The organism is Mesoplasma sp. JKS002658 (assembly GCF_023566355.1).
Lineage (GTDB): Bacteria > Bacillota_I > Bacilli_A > Mycoplasmatales > Mycoplasmataceae > Edwardiiplasma > Edwardiiplasma whartonense.
Genome location: NZ_JAKNSW010000001.1, coordinates 334282 through 351767, shown reverse-complemented (window position 1 = coordinate 351767; position 17486 = coordinate 334282). Strand labels below are relative to the sequence as shown.

The 17486-nt window shown below is 31.4% G+C and carries 18 protein-coding genes and 1 tRNA gene; 9 read left to right on the top strand and 10 right to left on the bottom strand.

All coding sequences use genetic code 4. The features are described from left to right. Nucleotides 1-126 precede the first annotated feature (126 nt). The 3 genes from LD125_RS01665 to LD125_RS01655 are packed head-to-tail and all read left to right on the top strand — an operon-like array spanning nt 127 to nt 5149. Nucleotides 127-2781: a valine--tRNA ligase gene (locus LD125_RS01665; RefSeq protein ID WP_250137416.1), complete on the top strand. Its 2655-nt coding sequence runs from the start codon at nt 127-129 to the stop codon at nt 2779-2781. A 32-nt stretch (nt 2782-2813) separates the two neighbouring features. Then, the gene (locus tag LD125_RS01660) at nt 2814-3101 is read left to right on the top strand and encodes a hypothetical protein (protein WP_250136786.1); all 288 of its coding nucleotides are present in this window, start codon (nt 2814-2816) and stop codon (nt 3099-3101) included. Further along, nucleotides 3083-5149 carry a ComEC/Rec2 family competence protein gene (locus tag LD125_RS01655; protein ID WP_250137417.1) on the top strand — a complete coding sequence of 689 codons (2067 nt, stop codon included), beginning with the start codon at nt 3083-3085 and terminating at the stop codon, nt 5147-5149. The genes LD125_RS01660 and LD125_RS01655 overlap by 19 nt, the downstream gene beginning before the upstream one ends. 32 nt (nt 5150-5181) lie before the next feature. Here LD125_RS01655 and rpsT read toward each other — a convergent pair whose 3' ends face one another. After that, entirely contained in the window at nt 5182-5427 is a 246-nt protein-coding gene (gene rpsT, locus LD125_RS01650) for a 30S ribosomal protein S20 (protein ID WP_250136784.1), read from the bottom strand. Between the two features lie 158 nt (nt 5428-5585). Between rpsT and LD125_RS01645 the strand changes: the two genes are divergently transcribed. The 6 genes from LD125_RS01645 (at nt 5586) to LD125_RS01620 (ending at nt 10313) form a co-directional block, all read left to right on the top strand. Beyond that, nucleotides 5586-5993, top strand: coding sequence for a peroxiredoxin (locus tag LD125_RS01645; protein ID WP_250136783.1), 408 nt, complete (start codon nt 5586-5588; stop codon nt 5991-5993). 110 nt (nt 5994-6103) lie between these two features. Next, complete coding sequence (gene holA / locus LD125_RS01640) at nt 6104-7072, top strand: DNA polymerase III subunit delta (RefSeq protein WP_250136782.1); 969 nt, start codon at nt 6104-6106, stop codon at nt 7070-7072. Then, nucleotides 7072-8541: a hypothetical protein gene (locus LD125_RS01635; RefSeq protein ID WP_250137418.1), complete on the top strand. Its 1470-nt coding sequence runs from the start codon at nt 7072-7074 to the stop codon at nt 8539-8541. Before holA ends, LD125_RS01635 begins: the two co-directional genes overlap by 1 nt. A 65-nt stretch (nt 8542-8606) precedes the next feature. Further along, nucleotides 8607-8897 carry a hypothetical protein gene (locus tag LD125_RS01630; protein ID WP_250137419.1) on the top strand — a complete coding sequence of 97 codons (291 nt, stop codon included), beginning with the start codon at nt 8607-8609 and terminating at the stop codon, nt 8895-8897. 4 nt (nt 8898-8901) lie between these two features. Beyond that, nucleotides 8902-9537, top strand: a complete 636-nt coding sequence (locus LD125_RS01625) for a dephospho-CoA kinase (protein ID WP_250136779.1) — start codon at nt 8902-8904, stop codon at nt 9535-9537. Between the two features lie 86 nt (nt 9538-9623). Beyond that, nucleotides 9624-10313, top strand: a complete 690-nt coding sequence (locus LD125_RS01620) for a lipoprotein (protein ID WP_250137420.1) — start codon at nt 9624-9626, stop codon at nt 10311-10313. A 32-nt stretch (nt 10314-10345) separates the two neighbouring features. On the opposite strand, the gene LD125_RS01615 is transcribed toward LD125_RS01620, so the two are convergent. From LD125_RS01615 to LD125_RS01575, 9 genes are all read right to left on the bottom strand, one after another. After that, nucleotides 10346-11611: a Y-family DNA polymerase gene (locus LD125_RS01615; RefSeq protein WP_250137421.1), complete on the bottom strand. Its 1266-nt coding sequence runs from the start codon at nt 11609-11611 to the stop codon at nt 10346-10348. 16 nt (nt 11612-11627) lie between these two features. Then, nucleotides 11628-12452 (bottom strand): TlyA family RNA methyltransferase, encoded by an 825-nt coding sequence (locus LD125_RS01610; protein ID WP_250136776.1) that lies wholly within the window; start codon nt 12450-12452, stop codon nt 11628-11630. Between the two features lies 1 nt (nt 12453). Beyond that, complete coding sequence (xseB, locus tag LD125_RS01605; protein WP_250137006.1) at nt 12454-12672, bottom strand: exodeoxyribonuclease VII small subunit; 219 nt, start codon at nt 12670-12672, stop codon at nt 12454-12456. Beyond that, nucleotides 12665-14002 (bottom strand): exodeoxyribonuclease VII large subunit, encoded by a 1338-nt coding sequence (gene xseA, locus LD125_RS01600; protein WP_308700561.1) that lies wholly within the window; start codon nt 14000-14002, stop codon nt 12665-12667. Before xseA ends, xseB begins: the two co-directional genes overlap by 8 nt. 24 nt (nt 14003-14026) lie before the next feature. Beyond that, nucleotides 14027-14428: a transcription antitermination factor NusB gene (locus LD125_RS01595; protein WP_250136773.1), complete on the bottom strand. Its 402-nt coding sequence runs from the start codon at nt 14426-14428 to the stop codon at nt 14027-14029. Then, the gene (locus tag LD125_RS01590) at nt 14428-15420 is read right to left on the bottom strand and encodes a lipoprotein (protein ID WP_250137423.1); all 993 of its coding nucleotides are present in this window, start codon (nt 15418-15420) and stop codon (nt 14428-14430) included. Before LD125_RS01590 ends, LD125_RS01595 begins: the two co-directional genes overlap by 1 nt. 61 nt (nt 15421-15481) lie before the next feature. Beyond that, entirely contained in the window at nt 15482-16390 is a 909-nt protein-coding gene (locus tag LD125_RS01585; protein ID WP_250136771.1) for a deoxyribonuclease IV, read from the bottom strand. Further along, nucleotides 16380-17273, bottom strand: a complete 894-nt coding sequence (locus LD125_RS01580) for a riboflavin kinase (protein ID WP_250137424.1) — start codon at nt 17271-17273, stop codon at nt 16380-16382. Before LD125_RS01580 ends, LD125_RS01585 begins: the two co-directional genes overlap by 11 nt. 110 nt (nt 17274-17383) lie before the next feature. Continuing rightward, nucleotides 17384-17459 (bottom strand) — tRNA-Lys (locus LD125_RS01575). Nucleotides 17460-17486 lie beyond the last annotated feature (27 nt).

Below are 17486 nucleotides of genomic sequence, written 5' to 3'. Positions count from 1 at the left end.
AAATGATTATAGCAAAAAAAATATTTCAGTTTTGATAGTCTCAGATTATCACCATAAGATTGATTAAATAATTTGAGGTTTTATTGTAGAATTAACTTATTAGGCGTTGATTTTAAGGAGTAAGAAATGAAAGAAAATCTGGTTTTAGAAAAAAAATATCACCCAGAGAGTATCGAGAGTTCAAAATATGATTTTTGGATGAAGAACAACTATTTCAAAGCTGACCCAAATAGTCAAAAACCAAAATTTTCTTTAGTTTTACCACCCCCAAATGTAACTGGAAAATTGCATTTGGGCCATGCATGAGATGGTAGTTTACAAGATGCTTTGATTCGGTTTAAAAAGTTAATTGGTTATGAAACACTTTATCTACCAGGAATGGATCATGCTGGAATTGCTACTCAAACCAAAGTTGAAGCCAAGTTAAAAGAAACTGGAGTTAATCGATTCGAGTTAGGTCGAGAAGCGTTTTTAAAAAAAACTTGGTTATGAAAAGAAGACTATGCTCAAGTAATTCGTTCGCAGTGAAAAAAACTTGGTTTGGGATTGGATTATAGTCAAGAAAAGTTCACTTTAGATCCACAAGTTAATGATTTGGTTCGTTGAGTTTTTGTTCAGATGTATCATCAAGACTTAATTTATCAAGGTGAACAAATTGTGAACTGGGATCCTGTTCAAGAAACTGCAATCTCTAATGTTGAAGTAGTTTATCAAGAAGTTGCAGGGAAGATGTATTACTTTAAGTATCGTTTAAAAAATGAACCTAACCAGTACATTGAAGTTGCTACTACCCGTCCTGAAACAATGTTTGCTGATCAAGCAGTTGTTGTTAATCCCCTTGATTCTCGTTATCAAACATTAGTAGGACAAATGGTGATTAACCCAATAAATCAAGAAACAATTCCAATTATTGCTGATGAGTATGTGGCGATGGATTTTGGTACTGGGGCAATGAAAGTTACTCCTGCTCATGACCCAAATGATTTTGTTATTGGTCAACGTCATCATTTAAAAATGCCTAAATGTTTAACTACTAAAGGTTTAATCAACAAGAAAGGTGGATCAACTTATGAAGGTTTGGATCCCATTTCTGCTCGAAAAAAAATCGTTGATAACTTAAATAAAGCTGATAATCTAGTTAAGGTTGAAGATATTACTCACCAAGTAGGCTTTTCTGAGCGCAGTCAAGCAGTGGTTGAACCTTATCTTTCTAAACAATGGTTTGTGCGAATGAAACCTTTATCAGCAATGGTTTTGGATTTGCAAGCCAGTGATGAAGCGGTAAAATTTTTCCCTCCACGCTTTATGGAAGTCTTAAATAAATGGATGGAAAACGTTCATGATTGAACGATTTCTCGTCAGTTGTGGTGGGGTCACCAAATTCCAGTTTGGTATCATAATCAAACTAAAGAAGTTTATGTTGGTGTCAATCCTCCTGATGACATCAATAACTACACTCAAGATCCTGATGTCTTAGATACCTGGTTTTCATCAGGATTATGACCCTTGGCAACTTTGAACTGAAATCCAGAACAAACGACACAAAATCCCTACTTTAAAGCTTTTTTCCCCACCAGTACATTAGTAACTGGTTATGACATTATTTTCTTTTGAGTAGCACGAATGGTTTTTCAATCTCTTGCTTTAGTAGAAGAAAAACCATTTAACGATGTTTTAATTCACGGTTTAATTCGGGATGAAACTGGTAAGAAAATGTCCAAATCATTAGGAAACGGGATTGATCCAATGGATGTTATTGACCAGTATGGTGCTGATGCGTTGCGCTTCTTTTTGTTGACTAACTCTACTCCTGGCCAAGATATTAAATATAGCGAAGAAAAAATCCGTAGTGCTTGAAATTTTATCAATAAGCTTTGAAACGCTTCGCGCTTTGTTTTAATGAACATCGACAAAGATTTTGTTTTTGTTGATGATTTCAAAACTTTAATTCAACAAGATTTAACCAAAACTGACCAATGAATTCTTAGCAAATTGCAGCAATTAAAAGCAAGGGTTATCGACCAATTGAATGATTATGAATTTGCTTTAAGTGGACGCGAACTATTAACGTTTGTGTGGGATGACTATTGTTCGTGGTTTATTGAACTTTCAAAAGTTGAACTTGAACACAACAATGCGCCAACAAAACAGGTTTTGGTGTATGTTTTAAAAGAAATCTTGGTTTTGTTGCACCCTTTTATTCCTTTTGTTAGTGAAGAAATTTACCAACACTTGGGATTAAAAAAATCAATTCTTGAAGAACGACTAACCATTGAAGAATATGTTGGAAAAAATAGTTATTTAGACTTATTAATTGCCTTGATTGAAGGAGTCAGAGACTTTAGAGCAGAAAAACAACTTAAAAAAGATTTAGCTTTAACTGGAAAATTAACAAAATTAACTTCAGATCAAGAAGGATTATTATTCGAGAACTTAGGAGAAATTAATGCTTATTTGAAACGAATGGTTAATTTTGAAATTAATCAAACTTTGAACTTTGCTCAACAAGAAATCACTTCTTTAAGAATCAAAAACTTCTTTATTGAATTAGATGCAACAACTTTTTTTGATTATGAACAGGAGTTAAATGATCTTTTAGTTCAACAAGAACAATTAAGATTAGAATTAGCTCGAAGTGAAAAAATTCTTACTAACCCTAATTTTATAAAGAAAGCTTCCCAAGAAAAGGTGGCATTAGAACAAAGCAAGTATCAAGAATACCAATTGCAAGCAGAAAATATTGCTGCAAAAATTGCTGAATTAAAAATGAGAAAAAACTAAGTTTTCTTCTTAATCTCTTTAGGAGGTTAATCATGAAAAAACAACTTAGTTTTTCTTTTTTATTAATTTTCTTCACCATTTGTTTAGGGTTTTTAACCACTACTTATTTGGTTAATAAATCAACGTACCAATTAAAACTACTAAACTTGACATCGTATCAAAACCAAATGATTCTTTATCCTAAAGTGATTAATTTTAAACCACAACAAACTAGTGATTTTAAGCATCATTTTCAAAAAAGTCAGTACAACTTTTATCTTTATTTAGAGCAAGGGTTTTTAGAAATAGAGGGGGAAGTGGTGTGACTAAAACTCTCTTAAAGCCTCAAGATTATTTTGTGATTTATTTTCTTTTTAGTGGCTTAATTGCCTTAATCTCTTTAAAGGTACCTTGAATTTTGATTCCAGGAATTGGAGTTCTACTACTTTTCACTTTAGTTGATTGAAAAGTAAAATTTTCACCAATGATTGTGAGTTTGTTGTTACTAATTTCGTTTTTGATTCGTTGTGTGGTGAGTTGATTGGTTAAAACTCCACCAACTTTAATACAAACTAAATTTATTGTCCAAACAATTAAAGATAACTATCTACTTCTTGATCATCATGGAATTAAATACTATTGTTCTTTATCTTTACTCCCAGACCACCAATTTTATTTACACCAAAAACTCTTAATTACTGGTCAAGCACTTCCTTTATCAAAACAAAGTAATTATTTTGAATTCAACTTTCAAAATTATTTACACCAAAAGGGAGTTAATCAAGAAGTACGACCAGACCGGGTTATTTCTACTAATAACGGGTGATTATTCAAAATAAATCTTTTTTATAAACGATTTTTTCACAGTGATTTTGAACAAGTTTTTCTTTTAAATAATCATCAGTCTAGTATTGAACTGATTCAAAGAACGAACCAATTGGGCATTACTTATTTATTAAACTTTGGTGGTTTACCATGATTTTTTCTCAGTTGAACTTTAACTAAACTGATTCAAAAAGCTAAGGGGAAAGTCCACGTGAAATACAAAACAGGATTAGTTGTTGATGGATTACTTTTATGTTTTGGTTTTACCCTAAATTTTCCCTTCGTTTTGACTAGAGTCGCATTAACCAGTCTGGTTCACAATTGATTAAGAATTAAAAAGATTAAACCAAATTTAATCAGTATTTGAGTGATTGTTTATAGTTGTTTAATTGCTTTAGATAATAGTTTAATTCAAAGTAATGTTTTCTTATATTATGTAATGGTAATTATCTATTTTCGCTTCACATCATCACAATCAATTTGAAAACAATTACTTTTTAATTTTGTAATTAGTAACCTAACTTTTGGTGTAGTTAATAGTTTAATCGGTTATCGTTTCTTTTATTTAAATGAGGTTTTTTGCGTCCTACTTGCACCTTTATTGGGTTTTTTAAACATCTTAACGTGATTAACTTTTTGAATTCCAAAAATTGATATTGTTTATCATTTTTTAAATCATTTAGTTACTAGTGAATTAACCTGTTTTGCAAAGATTAATTGGTTTTATGCTACAGGTCACGTTAAGATCTATTGATATTTTCTTTATTTTGGATTTTTAAAGTTGTTTCTCACGATTTCAACTCCGAAGTGGTGTAAAGGCGGATTGTTGATAACAACTTTACTTTGTTTAGTTTTTATTTTTAGTGCAAAATTTCTTTATTTTCAACCTGGAATCGAAATTTTGAATGTTGGTAATGGTCAAACTGTAATCTTAAAACAAAAAAACCACATCACCTTGTTTGATGCTGGATCGGGTCCGGGTCATAGCAAGAGTATTTTAAAAAATTATTGTCAATATTGAGGAATTCGTCGAATTGATGAAATCTTCATTTCTCATTACCACGAAGATCACTATAACCAGATTGAAGCATTGATGACTGATAAGATTTTGATTAAAAAAGTGATTAAAAGAGAGACTGCTCTGAGATTTTATCAAGTCAAGGATGTACGGATTAATCTTTTTAATCTTGATAGTCAAAGTAAAAATGAAAATAATAATAGTTTGGTCTATTTATTAAATTTCCATCACAAAAACTTCTTGATTATGAATGATTTAGAAACAGAAGGTGAAATTAAACTCTTAAATGATATTAATTTTCGTGCCTGTATTCAAAATAAAACCATTGATTATTTGTTGGCCGGACATCACGGTAGTAAAACTAGTTCCACTTTGCCTTGATTGACTTATTTACGACCAAAATTAGTGTTTATTTCTGGAGAAAAACAAGGATTAAGACAATTTCCTAATGATGAAACAATCAGTAAATTAGAACAATTATCAATTCCTTATAAAGTTACTGGGGGTAAGTTCAATTTCTTTATTAAAATAAAAAACACTCCATAAAGAGTGTTAATCAAAATTATTGCAAGGATATATTAAGCAACCATTAGGCGTGATTTTTCTCTAGCCGCCTTGTTTGGTTTATATATCCCCTTAGTAACGCTTTTGTCAATTAAGCGAACTGCTGTGCTAACTAATTCTTGTTTGTTAGCGGCATCTTCGCTTTTAGCAGTTCTAGCTTTTTTAATTGCTTTTCTGACTTCAGATTTAAGTGCTTTATTTGCTAAACGTGATTTTTCATTAGTTAAAACACGTTTTTTTTGCGATTTAATATTTGCCATTCAACTCTCTCCTTACATTCTTTTTTCACACTACAAAGTCTATTATATCAAATCTTTCTTAATTTATAGTTTTAAAAAATGTGAAAAAGGTTCAAATTGACCTGAAAATAATAAAAAAAGGTGAGGACAAGTTATAATGAATATAAGAGGTGATTTTTGTGGAAAATAGGGTCTTAAAAAGTTTAGATGTGAAAAAGTTGAGTGGAAGTAAAGGTTTAATTATTTTCTTTTATCCAAAAGCAGGAACTAGTGGTTGCTCTTTGGAAGTAGCTGCTTATAACAAACATTTAAAAGAATTCCAAGATTTGGGATATAACGTTGTGGGAATCAGTAATGATGATGAAAAAGCTAATGACGACTTTTCTTGTGAAAAAGATTTAGCTTATCCTTTGATTTCTGACTTAACTAGAGAAATTACCAATCAATTTAAAGTGATTGGTGAAAAACAGAGCGGAATTATTCGTAGTACATTTGTAGTTGATTCAGACGGAAAAATCTTAGTTGAGATGCGTAATGTAGAACCAACCAAACATATTGAGGAATTGCTTCAAAAATTAGCTAAATAAAACATTAAAACTGGTCTAACAAAAACCAGTTTTAATTATTTTTTATTGTTGATTTGTGAAGATTAAGAGTAGTTGTCATATATAATGAAGAACCATTAAAGGGGAAGGATATGTATTTAGTTTATAGCGCCGATCACTTTTTATTAAAAAACCAAGTTGAAAAAATTATTAAGAAGCATACTTTGGAATCAGAAGTTCAAGTTTACTCATGAATTGATGATAATTTGAATAGAATTTATGAAAATGTGAATACTGTTGCTTTGTTTGCTCAACATAAAACTATTATTATTAATGATTGTTTATTTTTGACTAACCAGACTTTGGATGAAAAAAAGTATCCAAATAAGAGTCAAAAGGAACTTATGCTAAAGATTTTAGCAAGTAAAAATGACCAAACAACTATTATTTTTAGTGTCCAAACTGATGAGATTTCAACCAAAACTAAAATTGCCCAAAAATTTGCTAATGAGTGTCGAGTTATTGAAGTACCTTTACTTGATAGTGCTCATTTGCAAGCTTATGTTAATCAACGTCTGCAAGCTAAAAAGAAAAAAATCACTGAACAACACATAAAATATTTTTTAACCATCATTCCCAATGATTTGGTGGCAATTAATCATGAAATTGAAAAACTCTCAGCTTTGTCAACACCAATAATTGATCAAAATACAATCGATCAGAATATCAGTAAATATCGCGAGGTAAATATATTCAACCTTGCTGAAGCATTTATCAATAACCAGACTAAAGCATTTATTGTTCAACTTCGTGATTATTTTGAACTCAACAATGATTGTGTGAGTTTGATTTATTTATTAGCAAGTGAACTAGTTTTTACGCGAGACTGTTTTTTACTTAAACAGCGACAAAAAAGTTCTCAAACAATTGCCACACTTTTAAATGCCCATCCTTATCGAATAAAAATGACTTTTAAGAAGTATAAACACTTAGATATTGATACATTAAATGATAAAATATTAGTGCTTTACGACTTAAATAGTTTATTAGTTCAAGGGAGCATTGACCCAACAATTATTGCCAAACTAGAGTTAATTAAAGTTATAGAAAGAGAAAATTAATGGACTCACAAAAAGTATACCAAAGTGTCATTGAACTCTTAAACGTCCTACTTAAGGATGAAAAGTTAAAGTACTGAGTACTTAAAGATGAGAAGTTTCAAAAGCAAGTAATCGGTTTAATTAATGATTTAGTTACTTTAGAAAAAGAGCACCAAGCTTCATTTGAAGACCAAGAATGAGCGGTTATCTTTGGAAAAGCTGTTGTTCTTTTAACTGATCAAAAACATAGGTTTCAACGTTTAGATAATCGGGATGTTGATGCGATGTACAAAGATTATACCGATTTGATTGCCTACATTGCTAAGAAATATGATTTTAAACAAAGTCGAATTGATCCCCACCAACGTATTCATCAAGAAGATATTTTAACTAGTGCGAAGTTGTCTTCTGCAACGATTAATAAGTTTGATGAACAAGAACAAGCAAAAATTAAAACAGCAAAAGAAGCTGAAAAAAAACAAACTGTTGAACCAGAAGTGGGTGCTGGTAATTTTGATGAAAATGTTCAAAGAAACCAAGAATCCAACCACCAATCTCATCAGAATAATTTCTTTAATCCTTTACAACAAGGTTTAGCTGATATGCCTTCATCACCAGCAGTTGATCCACGTTTCTATCCTTACAGTACCAAACCAAAATGAATGCCGATTTTTAAGATGATATTGGGAGTGATTGGAATCATTTCTGCAATTGTTTTGATTGCAGCCAATGCTTATGCAATTAGTGTTAGCTTTACGTTAAATGGTTCAGTTGATAAAATTGCCAATAATGGTGTTAATCCAATGTTGGATTGAACCATCATCGGAACAAACACTGAAAGTAAATGACATGTTTTGAGTGATGTCACTAACAAATATAATTTAGCAGCAATGGGATCTGGTGGATTTTTAAGCATTATTACCTTCGTCTTCTATGCGATTCCAGCAATTTATCTTGGTTATGCTTGTTTTGCTCGACCAAAATCTAACCGAGAAAAGTACCGTATCTCTTATTTTGCTTTATTCTTTACTATTCTTTTCTTTGCTCTATCAATTATTCAAATTTATCGTTTTGCTTCACCTGATAGTTTAAAACAAGGTTGAAAAAACTTCTATAGCAATAGTTTTGACAATTATAATGAAACAACTTTTAATACTTGGTGAGAAGGAATAATGAGGGTGTATCCAGTAAGATGGGTTACTATTTTTATCGATATCTCCCTTGCCTTTTTAGGAATTACCTTAATAATGTGTCTCTTTACCTTGATTGTTAATCCTCGTCCTGACCGTAATAAAATGGTTAAAGCTAATGCTGAATACCAACAAGCAATCGTTGCTACGATGCAGGGACAGTCTTATACTTATGATGAATCACTTTTTGACAATGATGAAGTAATAATTAAGAATAAATCAAAATTCCGTTTATGAGTTGAGAGTCTCTTCAAACATAAATCCAAAAAAGATTCGTCTGATAAAAACGATAATAATTAGTGTTAAAATGATAAAAACAACTGTTTTTTATCATTTTTTTTATTGTTGTAAAGGAGCTGGCAGCGATGTCTTATTATCAACAAGCGAGCAATTTTGAATATAGTGATCACGGACTTCAACGAGTGAAAGAACGTTTGAAGATGAAAGATAAGACCGATTGAGAAGTGCGCGAAGAAGTACGTCGATTGGTCAACCTTTCAACCCATGGTTTTGAAGATAATCATTATTATTATGTGGGGGTGGGTAAATCTAAAGACATGTTTTTCGTCTTTTCAAAAGATGAAAATGTTTTAATCACTTGCACCAAAATTTCTGTTGAAAAGCAAATGAAATTAATTAGTAAGGGATTGAACTAAAACTATGATTATTGGTATTTATGGCAATATTGGTTCAGGAAAAACTACTTTAGCAAAATATTTAGCTAAAAAATATCACTTTGTTTATTTAAGCTTAGATGAATTAGCTCATAATGTGATTATAGAAAATCAAGCCTTAAAAACTGAGTTACTTAATTTGAAAGATCAACAAATTGTTGATCTTTTTGATGAGAATCAAAACTTTGATTTTCAAAAATTAGCTAACTACATTTTTTTAGATAAAAAGAAAAATCACCTCATTTCTTCAATTATTTGAAAATACTTAAAAATCATGACTGATGAAATTATTCTTGTTTTGAAATCAGAAAAAGTTAACTTGTTAATTGAAGGGGCAGTTCTGCCATCAGCTAATCTAACTGGAATCGATAGTTACCTTTATTTAGCTAATCCAAAAATGATGAGTAAATGATCAAAAAATCGATGAAAAAAAACTATTAGTCAAGAAAGAAATCGCTCATTGAAAGAACTTAATTCGGTGATTAAAATTCAAAATGAATATAATCTTCACCACCAGATCGACTATTTTTTAGTTAACAATCCTCGAACAATGAAAACAAATGATCTCTTTATTAAAGGTGATGAATTAATAGCAAAACTCCTTCAAGAACAGGATAAATAAAATCGTTTTTAAACTATTTCATTTTTATTGTTTTTTTATTTGTATACAATGTTATAAATACGATATTCTCAGAAAAGGAAAATGACATGCGAAAATTAATAACAATTTTGGGATCAATTGGTTTATTTACAACTGCCACTACGAGTGTTGTTGCCTGTACAAACAATCAGCAAGAAAACCTTAACCCCACTCCAGATCCTGATGAAACAAAAATTCTCTTGAATGAAAAAATAACAATTAATGATGATAATTCAATTACTGTTATCCTCTTTTATTATGATGGTAGTGAAGTTGCTCTTTTTATTCCAGCAGACGATTCTTTAAATCCAATCATTAAAGAGTTGAAAATCGAAATGGATCAAATTAATCAAAGTTTAGATTCTAATAATAAGGAATTAACAACCACAATTGCAGGATTGTCTAGTTTTGAAAAAGCTTTGTTAAAAGATAGTCAAACAATAAGTAAAGTTCAAGTTGTTTTTGACGGGGTAGAAGCCGAATACAAAGCAGTTGAAAAAATCCTAAATCAAACCGATGAAAATAGCGGAAATTATCAACAAATTAAAAACCTTTTTGAAATAGCAAAAGATAAACTTAACCAAGCTCAAAAACAACTTACTTATGCAAAGAACATTTATAAAATGAATGTAGAAAATGAAGTGATTTGAAGAGATAAAATCACTTGATTAGAAGACAATGTGGCTACAATTAAAAGTGAAAAGTTAGCCAAAGAAAATGATTTACTAATAAGACTGCAAACTGCCAGATTAATTTAAAAACAACATAACCTTGATAAAAATAATCAAGGTTATGTTGTTTTTTGATGTTTATTAAAATGGATATTTTCGCGTTGAATATATTTTGTTTGTTCACGAAGTTTTCCTTGTCCAGCTTGAATGTCTTTCGCTCTTTTAAGCCCAGAATTGCTTAACAGTTGGTTAAACTGCAAGTTGCTTGTTTGAGTAATCTGGTGTTGATAAGGAACTTTGTTTATATTTATCGTATCTTTTAAACTAACACTAACTAAATAAACTCCTTTTTGAAAATCGATTGTTTCTAAAGCGATTTGCACTAAATGAGCATAAATCTCTTCAGCATCATTAGTGTAGTGATCAATTTGAGTTTGGCGGCTTTTGCGAGAATGGTGTTTTGCCTTATCAAAGTTTTCACGATTCTTGTTTTTTCAATAATAGTGAACACTTAAACCAACAGTTTTACTTACCATTTTTTCTTTTTGAGCTCTTTTGGCAACATGAAGGGTAATTTGGTGAAGAATATCTAAAAACTCTTCCTCTTCATAAATAATTTTTGATAAAGTCAAATCGTTACTGATGTTTTTATAATCTGGATGTTTGATTAGAACTTGATTAGAACTTCTTCCCAACGCTCGTTTTTTAAGCTCTAAACTATATTTACCAAAATGAGCATTCAAAAACCGGTCATCACTAAAAACTAAATCTTTAATTTTGTGAATACCAAGCTTTTGCATTTGTTTAACCAGGGATGGACCAATTCCATACATTTGGTTAATTGGTTTCAACCACAAGGTCGTTGATAGGGTCAAAGGATTAAGAGTACCAATGCCATTTGGTTTAAATTCTTTACCAATCATTTTTGCTAAGAACTTAGTGTTACTAATCCCAATCGAACAAGATAGTCCAAGCTGTCTTTTGATTGCAGTTTTAATCGCAATTGCCATTTTTCTTGGTGTGCCATGTTTTTTTCACTGTTGGGTGACATCTAAATAACATTCATCAATTGAAGCAATCTCCACTAAAGGAGTAAATTCTTCTTTAATGAAAGCAAACACCTGGTGGTTATAATCAGAAAATAAATCATATTCAGGATCAACTCGAATGATTTGGTGATGACTAACTTTTTTAGCCAGATATAAGGGCATCGCTGTTTTTACCCCCAATTTCCGAGCTTCATAACTTGAAGTAACTACGATTGATTTTCGGTCATTATAAGCCACTACAATGGGTTTATGAGCGAGATTTGGGTATTTTTGTTGAAGACAAGATGCAAAAAAAGCATCCATATCTAAATGCATAATAATTTTTTCTTCATTCATTTTTTCACCATTTCTTTTAAAGCAAAGTTCAAGCTTCATCAATGATTGTTTTAATTTCTTGATCACTAAAAATTCGCGCTTGGTATGAGTTGAAAGTTTCTTGTTTGCCTACCAATAATAAGTATTCTAAGTTACTCTTCTTCTGTCCTTTAATAGGAGATGGGGTTAAACCAAAAGTAAAGAAGTTATCGTCTGTAAATAACTTTAAAACTTTTTTAATCACTTCTAGATGAACATTTTTATCAAGAGCTCGACCGTTTTTGATTTTAGCTTGACTAGTTTCAAATTGGGGTTTAATTAAAAAGACACCAAAAGAATCTGGTTGTAAATTTAACTTGTTAAGTGCAGGAACAATATAAGTTAAAGAAATAAAACTGACATCACAACAATAAAAATCAATACTTGCACTTACTTGAGTGGTTGTAATATATCTAAAGTTAAGATTATCAAGTTGATCAACTCTGGGGTCTAGTTGCAAATTTGACGATAGTTGATCGTGACCAACATCAACAGCGATGACCTTTTTAGCATGATGAAGTAAGCAACATTGAGTAAAACCTCCAGTTGAAGCACCAATATCTAAACAAACTAAACCAGTTAAATTTAAAGCTCAGGTTTCAACTGCTTTAGCAAGTTTATACCCAGCCCGAGAAACAAATTCAACCATCTTAGTTTGTTTAACTTCAACCACATCATCTTCGCTAACTAAAAATGATGGTTTAGTTATTAAAGTTTGGTTAACATAAACATCTCGTTCACCTTGAATATAACTTCGAGCACGACTGCGACTTGGTGCTAAACTATGATCAACTAAATAAACATCTAAGCGATTTTTACTCATCTTATTCAAAGTTTTCTAACTGATTATCTGCTAAAACTTTTTGAATTCTTGCCTTATTTTGATTTAGTTTAACCTTTGCTTGATTAAGATTTTTAACTCCTTGTTCAAAGAGTTTCATTGCTTCATCCATTGTGATATCACTATCATTTAACTGGTTAATCATTTGTTCAGTTGTTTTCATTAGTTCGTCAAAAGTTAATTCTTTTTCTTCATTATTCATCCTCTTCACCTCTTTTCTTGGTTTCTTTTACAACCGTCGTAATTTCATCAAACCAGCGCATGATTTGTAATTCTTCACCATTATTAATCACTTGATTCGCACTTAGAATTTGATTGTTTCTTTTAATTAAAGCATAACCTTGATGCAGTGGTCTAGTTGGATTTAACAAGGTCAAGGTTTCTTGGTCGTGATTTAACTTATTTTCCCACTTTAAAGTCAGATTCTTGATAATCATTGTTAAAAATTGGTGGCTGGTAGCAATTTTAGTGGTTAAAGTTTGGTCTTTTTGTTTAATCAGTTCCATCAAGTTATTTTCATTATGAATAATTCTTACTTGTTGAGTTTGGATTAATTTAGTAGCAATTAACTTCATTAACGATAAGTTTTTAGCTATTAGAGTTTGGTTATGAAGGGTGAAGTTTTTAATTTCGTTAACAATTTGTTGGGTGTTAATAGTTAAAGTATGAACTTCTTCTTGATAAACTTGTCGAATTGCTTTTTTTAATGTTGTTAGTTGATAAATCAGAGTTTGTTTAATCTCTTCGATATTGGGAGTGGCAAGTTCACCAGCAGCAGTGGGAGTTGGGGCACGTTTATCAGCAACATAATCACTTAAAGTAACATCTGGTTGGTGACCAACAGCAGAAATGATGGGAATGTGAGAATTACGAATTGCTTTGAGAGTTGGCATTTCGTTAAAAGCCCAGAGGTCCTCATAACTTCCTCCTCCTCTACCAACAATCAAAACATCCAAATTAGTAACAAAGTTATTAGCCTGGATGATTTTAGCACCAATATCAATACTTGCACCCTCACCTTGAACTTTAGCAGGAAATAAAAAAATATTTGTTAATGGTCACCTTCTGGTGATTGTAGTAATTAAGTCGTGAATCACAGCCCCAGTATCAGCAGTAACCACCCCAATATTTTGAGGATAAAGGGGCAGTGGTTTTTTTAATGAACGATCAAACCAACCTTGTGATTCAAGTTGGTTTTTGCGTTGTTCATAAATAATTTGAAGTTCACCAATTCCTTCAATTTGAACATCATGAACCACTAAGCTAATTTTTCCATAAGGGACATAGTAATCGATTTTTCCTACAACATTAACTTTCATGCCATCAGTTGGGTGGAGTTGACGCAATTTTTCTGTGTGAGTTTTTCACATCATGCACCCAATTGTCGAAGTTTCATCTTTTAATGAAAAATAAACGTGTCCAGATTTGTTAAAAACCAGATTACTTAACTCACCAGTGACATAAACATCCTGAAACACCAAAGCATCATCAATAGTTGTTTTCAACAATAAATTTAACTCATTAACACTTAAAATTGGTTTAATAGTCCCATCCCCTTAAAACTTAATAAATTGGTCCAGAATCGCATTGACAAACTTAAAGTCAAAGTCTGGCTCGACTGCCTTGCAATATTCAACTAAATCATTAATAATAATTGCTTTTTCATTATCTGTATACTGAATTTCTCAAGCACCTTCTAAAAGCATTGCTTTAATAAGGGCAGGAATCCGATCCATTGTTCAGTTATTTTTTAATTTACTTTCAATTTCGCCAAGAATTTCTGGTGATTTGGTAGCAATATCTAACGCAACGCTTTCAATTGTTGAATCAAGAAAAACCATCTGAGTTTGGTCGAGAATGTCTTGTTTCATATAATCAACATCATTATTCATCAATAAATAATGATAAAAAAGGTTGACTAAGTTTTTCCGATCTTTTTTTAAATTAACGGTTAACATTACTGATTACTTTCTAAAGTTGCAGTACCAGTAACTCCTGTGTTGGTAATTGTTAAGTTAGGTGGAAGCGAACTTGCAAAAGCAGCATCAAGTTGGTAAAGACCAATTTGTTGATAATTGCTATTAGTAATCGTGCCATTATTAATATAATTTAAAACAACAGTGACAACACCAAGAATAAATTTACTTCTTCAATTCTTTACACCCAATTCTGAATCATTAATTTGAGCATTAATACTTTGATATTGCTTGCCATCTTGATCAACTCCTGGAAGATAAAAGGTTCCTGTATTACTAGTGCCTGTCTTTAAAGCAGCGATCCAGTGGTTATTAAAATTATTAGTTGTATCTCCTCAATGGTTTAAACTCATTACTCCATTATCTTGAAGATTTTGACGATCAACTGGATTTAAACTTAACAAAAACTTGGCAGTAGCAAGAAAATCTTTTTGAAAAATTGAGTGAGGGTTATTAATATCATCAGTAATTTTTGTCGCTCCAGCAATACCTGATAAAGTATCATTATCATTACTTAAAACTTTGTAGCTGCCACCACTAACAACTTTAAAACTTAATAACTCACTCTTTTTGGTAAATGAATCAGTTTTTTGTTGAACTTGAAAAGTTGCTTCATAAGCACCTGAGATTTGATCATCGATACTTTGCACATTTTGAATCATGACACTCATACTACTATCACTAAGAATTTCAACAGCTTTATTATAATTAGCAAAACTAGAAGCAATCAAGTTTTTTACTGCCAAACTACCCTGAGCACCTTCATAATAATCTTTAATACTTTGTGGAGTAAATCCTTCTTGTGGATAAAGTAAAATTTTTCCTTCACCCAATTTATTAAAGTTTTTTGCATTGAAATCAGTAAACTTTTGATAATTTACAGGCGAACTTGCCTTATAAGTACAAGCAAGAACACTACTACTGCTAGTAGCACTAATACCAACAGCACTAAGAATGGTTAATCACTTTTTCATAGTTTCTCCTTTTAAAGCTCACTGCTATTAATTATCTCATTAATTAAAGAAATAAAAAACCCTAATCTTGGTTTTCAATTTCACTCATAAAGTCAAAAAATTGGTGATTCTTTAACATTGCAATTTCTTCTTTATAGGGAGGGATTTCTCCAATTCAAGGGGTTTCTAAATATTTAGGAATCATTATCAATTCAGGATCATGAACAATTTTATCTAACGCTTCAAAACCAAGCATCCCATACCCAATATTGGCGTGGCGGTCTTTATGTGAATTTAGTCCAAACTTTGAATCATTGAGGTGAATACAATAAAGTTTATTTAAACCGATTTTTTGGTTAAATTCTTGTTTGACTGCATCTCACTGGTTTTTAATATCATAGCCACTATCGTACAAGTGACAAGTATCAAAACAAACTCCCAAGTCCTGGTTATTATCAACATGGTCAATTAAATAAGCCAACTGGTCAAAGTTAACCCCAACTTCACTACCCTTACCACTCATTGTCTCTAAAGCAATTTTTATTCCCTGAGGTTTTTGCTCAATTACTTGGTTTAAACCTTTGACCAGTTGATTTAAACTTTGTTCTAAACTAGCTCCAACCCCCGCCCCAGGATGAACCACAACGATTTTGACCCCGATCTGATCAGCTCTTTTTAATTCTTGGACTAAAAAATCTACTCCAAAACTAAAGGTGCTGGGATTGATTGAATTTGCCATATTCACAACATAAGGAGCGTGGATTGCTAGTGTATTTAGATCAATCCCTCCCATTTGAGCTTGATGACGAAATTCTGTCACATTCAATTCTTCAATCGGGGTGCGTTTAGTAGTTTGTGGTGGTCCTGTATAGAACATAAAACAATTAGCACCCTCAATTTGAGCTTCAGCAATTGTTCCCAAAAGGTAGTTAGTGCTCTTTTTCATTGGAATAAAACTTCCTAATAAAAGCTTAGAATCTTTATTTATCATTTTGTTTACCTGTTAATTTCTTTCTACTGTTAACTTCATCATTTTTTAATAAAACTTTCAGTTCATCTAAATTTTCAACCACACATAAATCCCGAAGATAAGCTACAAATTCAGTTCGAATCGCTTGGTGATAAAGGTCTTGATTAAAGTCAAATAAGTTGGTTTCAATCAAATAATCACCATCAGAATTGATTCAATAACAACTCATTCCCAAAATCGGAGTTTCTTGAGTGGTTAACCAGTTAATAGTGGCATAAACACCTTGCTTTAAAACAAAGTTAGGGCTAACTTTTACATTTGTTGTAGGATAGTTAATTTTTCTTCCTACCTGTTTGCCTTGATCAATTATTCCTTGATAAGAAAAATAACCACCTGTTAACTGGTAATATTCCTCTACTTTTCCCTTGTGCAATGCTGCAGTTAACTTAGCAATCATTGACCCTTCAGTAATTGTTGGAATTAAGTGCACCGCGCGCGAACCAAAAGTTTTATTTAAAAATTTTTCACTAATTATTTGATTATTTATCAAAAAGTCACTGTTCATAACTACTTGATCAGCATGTAAATTTTTTTGAATTCCTCTAAACAAGTTTTCTAAACCAAATTGTTGTTCATAATCGCCCACCACATAGTTAATTACATAATCAATCTGCTCAGATTTTGCCCATAATTCAATAATTTCATCACTGAGCAAACTTTCTTGTCTTGAAGTAGTTGTTTGCAGATTCATCAAAGCGATTTTTTCACCATTTAAACGTAATTGTTTTGCTCTGGTGATTAATTGGTTTTCATTATCTCCCCAATGACTAAAATTACTAATAATCATAATATTATGATCAACCTTTCACAACATCATTAAGAGTGGATTGTAGTTAATTATCATTTGTGACTCCTGTTTACTTTCTTAATTATACTAATTAAGATTTAAAAACACAGAAAAATCCCACCCTGAATGTCACTAACCATTCAGGGTGGGATTTTATTTTCTTAAAATGGTGTCCGCTGAGGGGATCGAACCCTCAACCCACAGATTAAGAGTCTGTTGCTCTACCAGTTGCGCTAAGCGGACGCTAAGAACATATTTATCTTATAATAT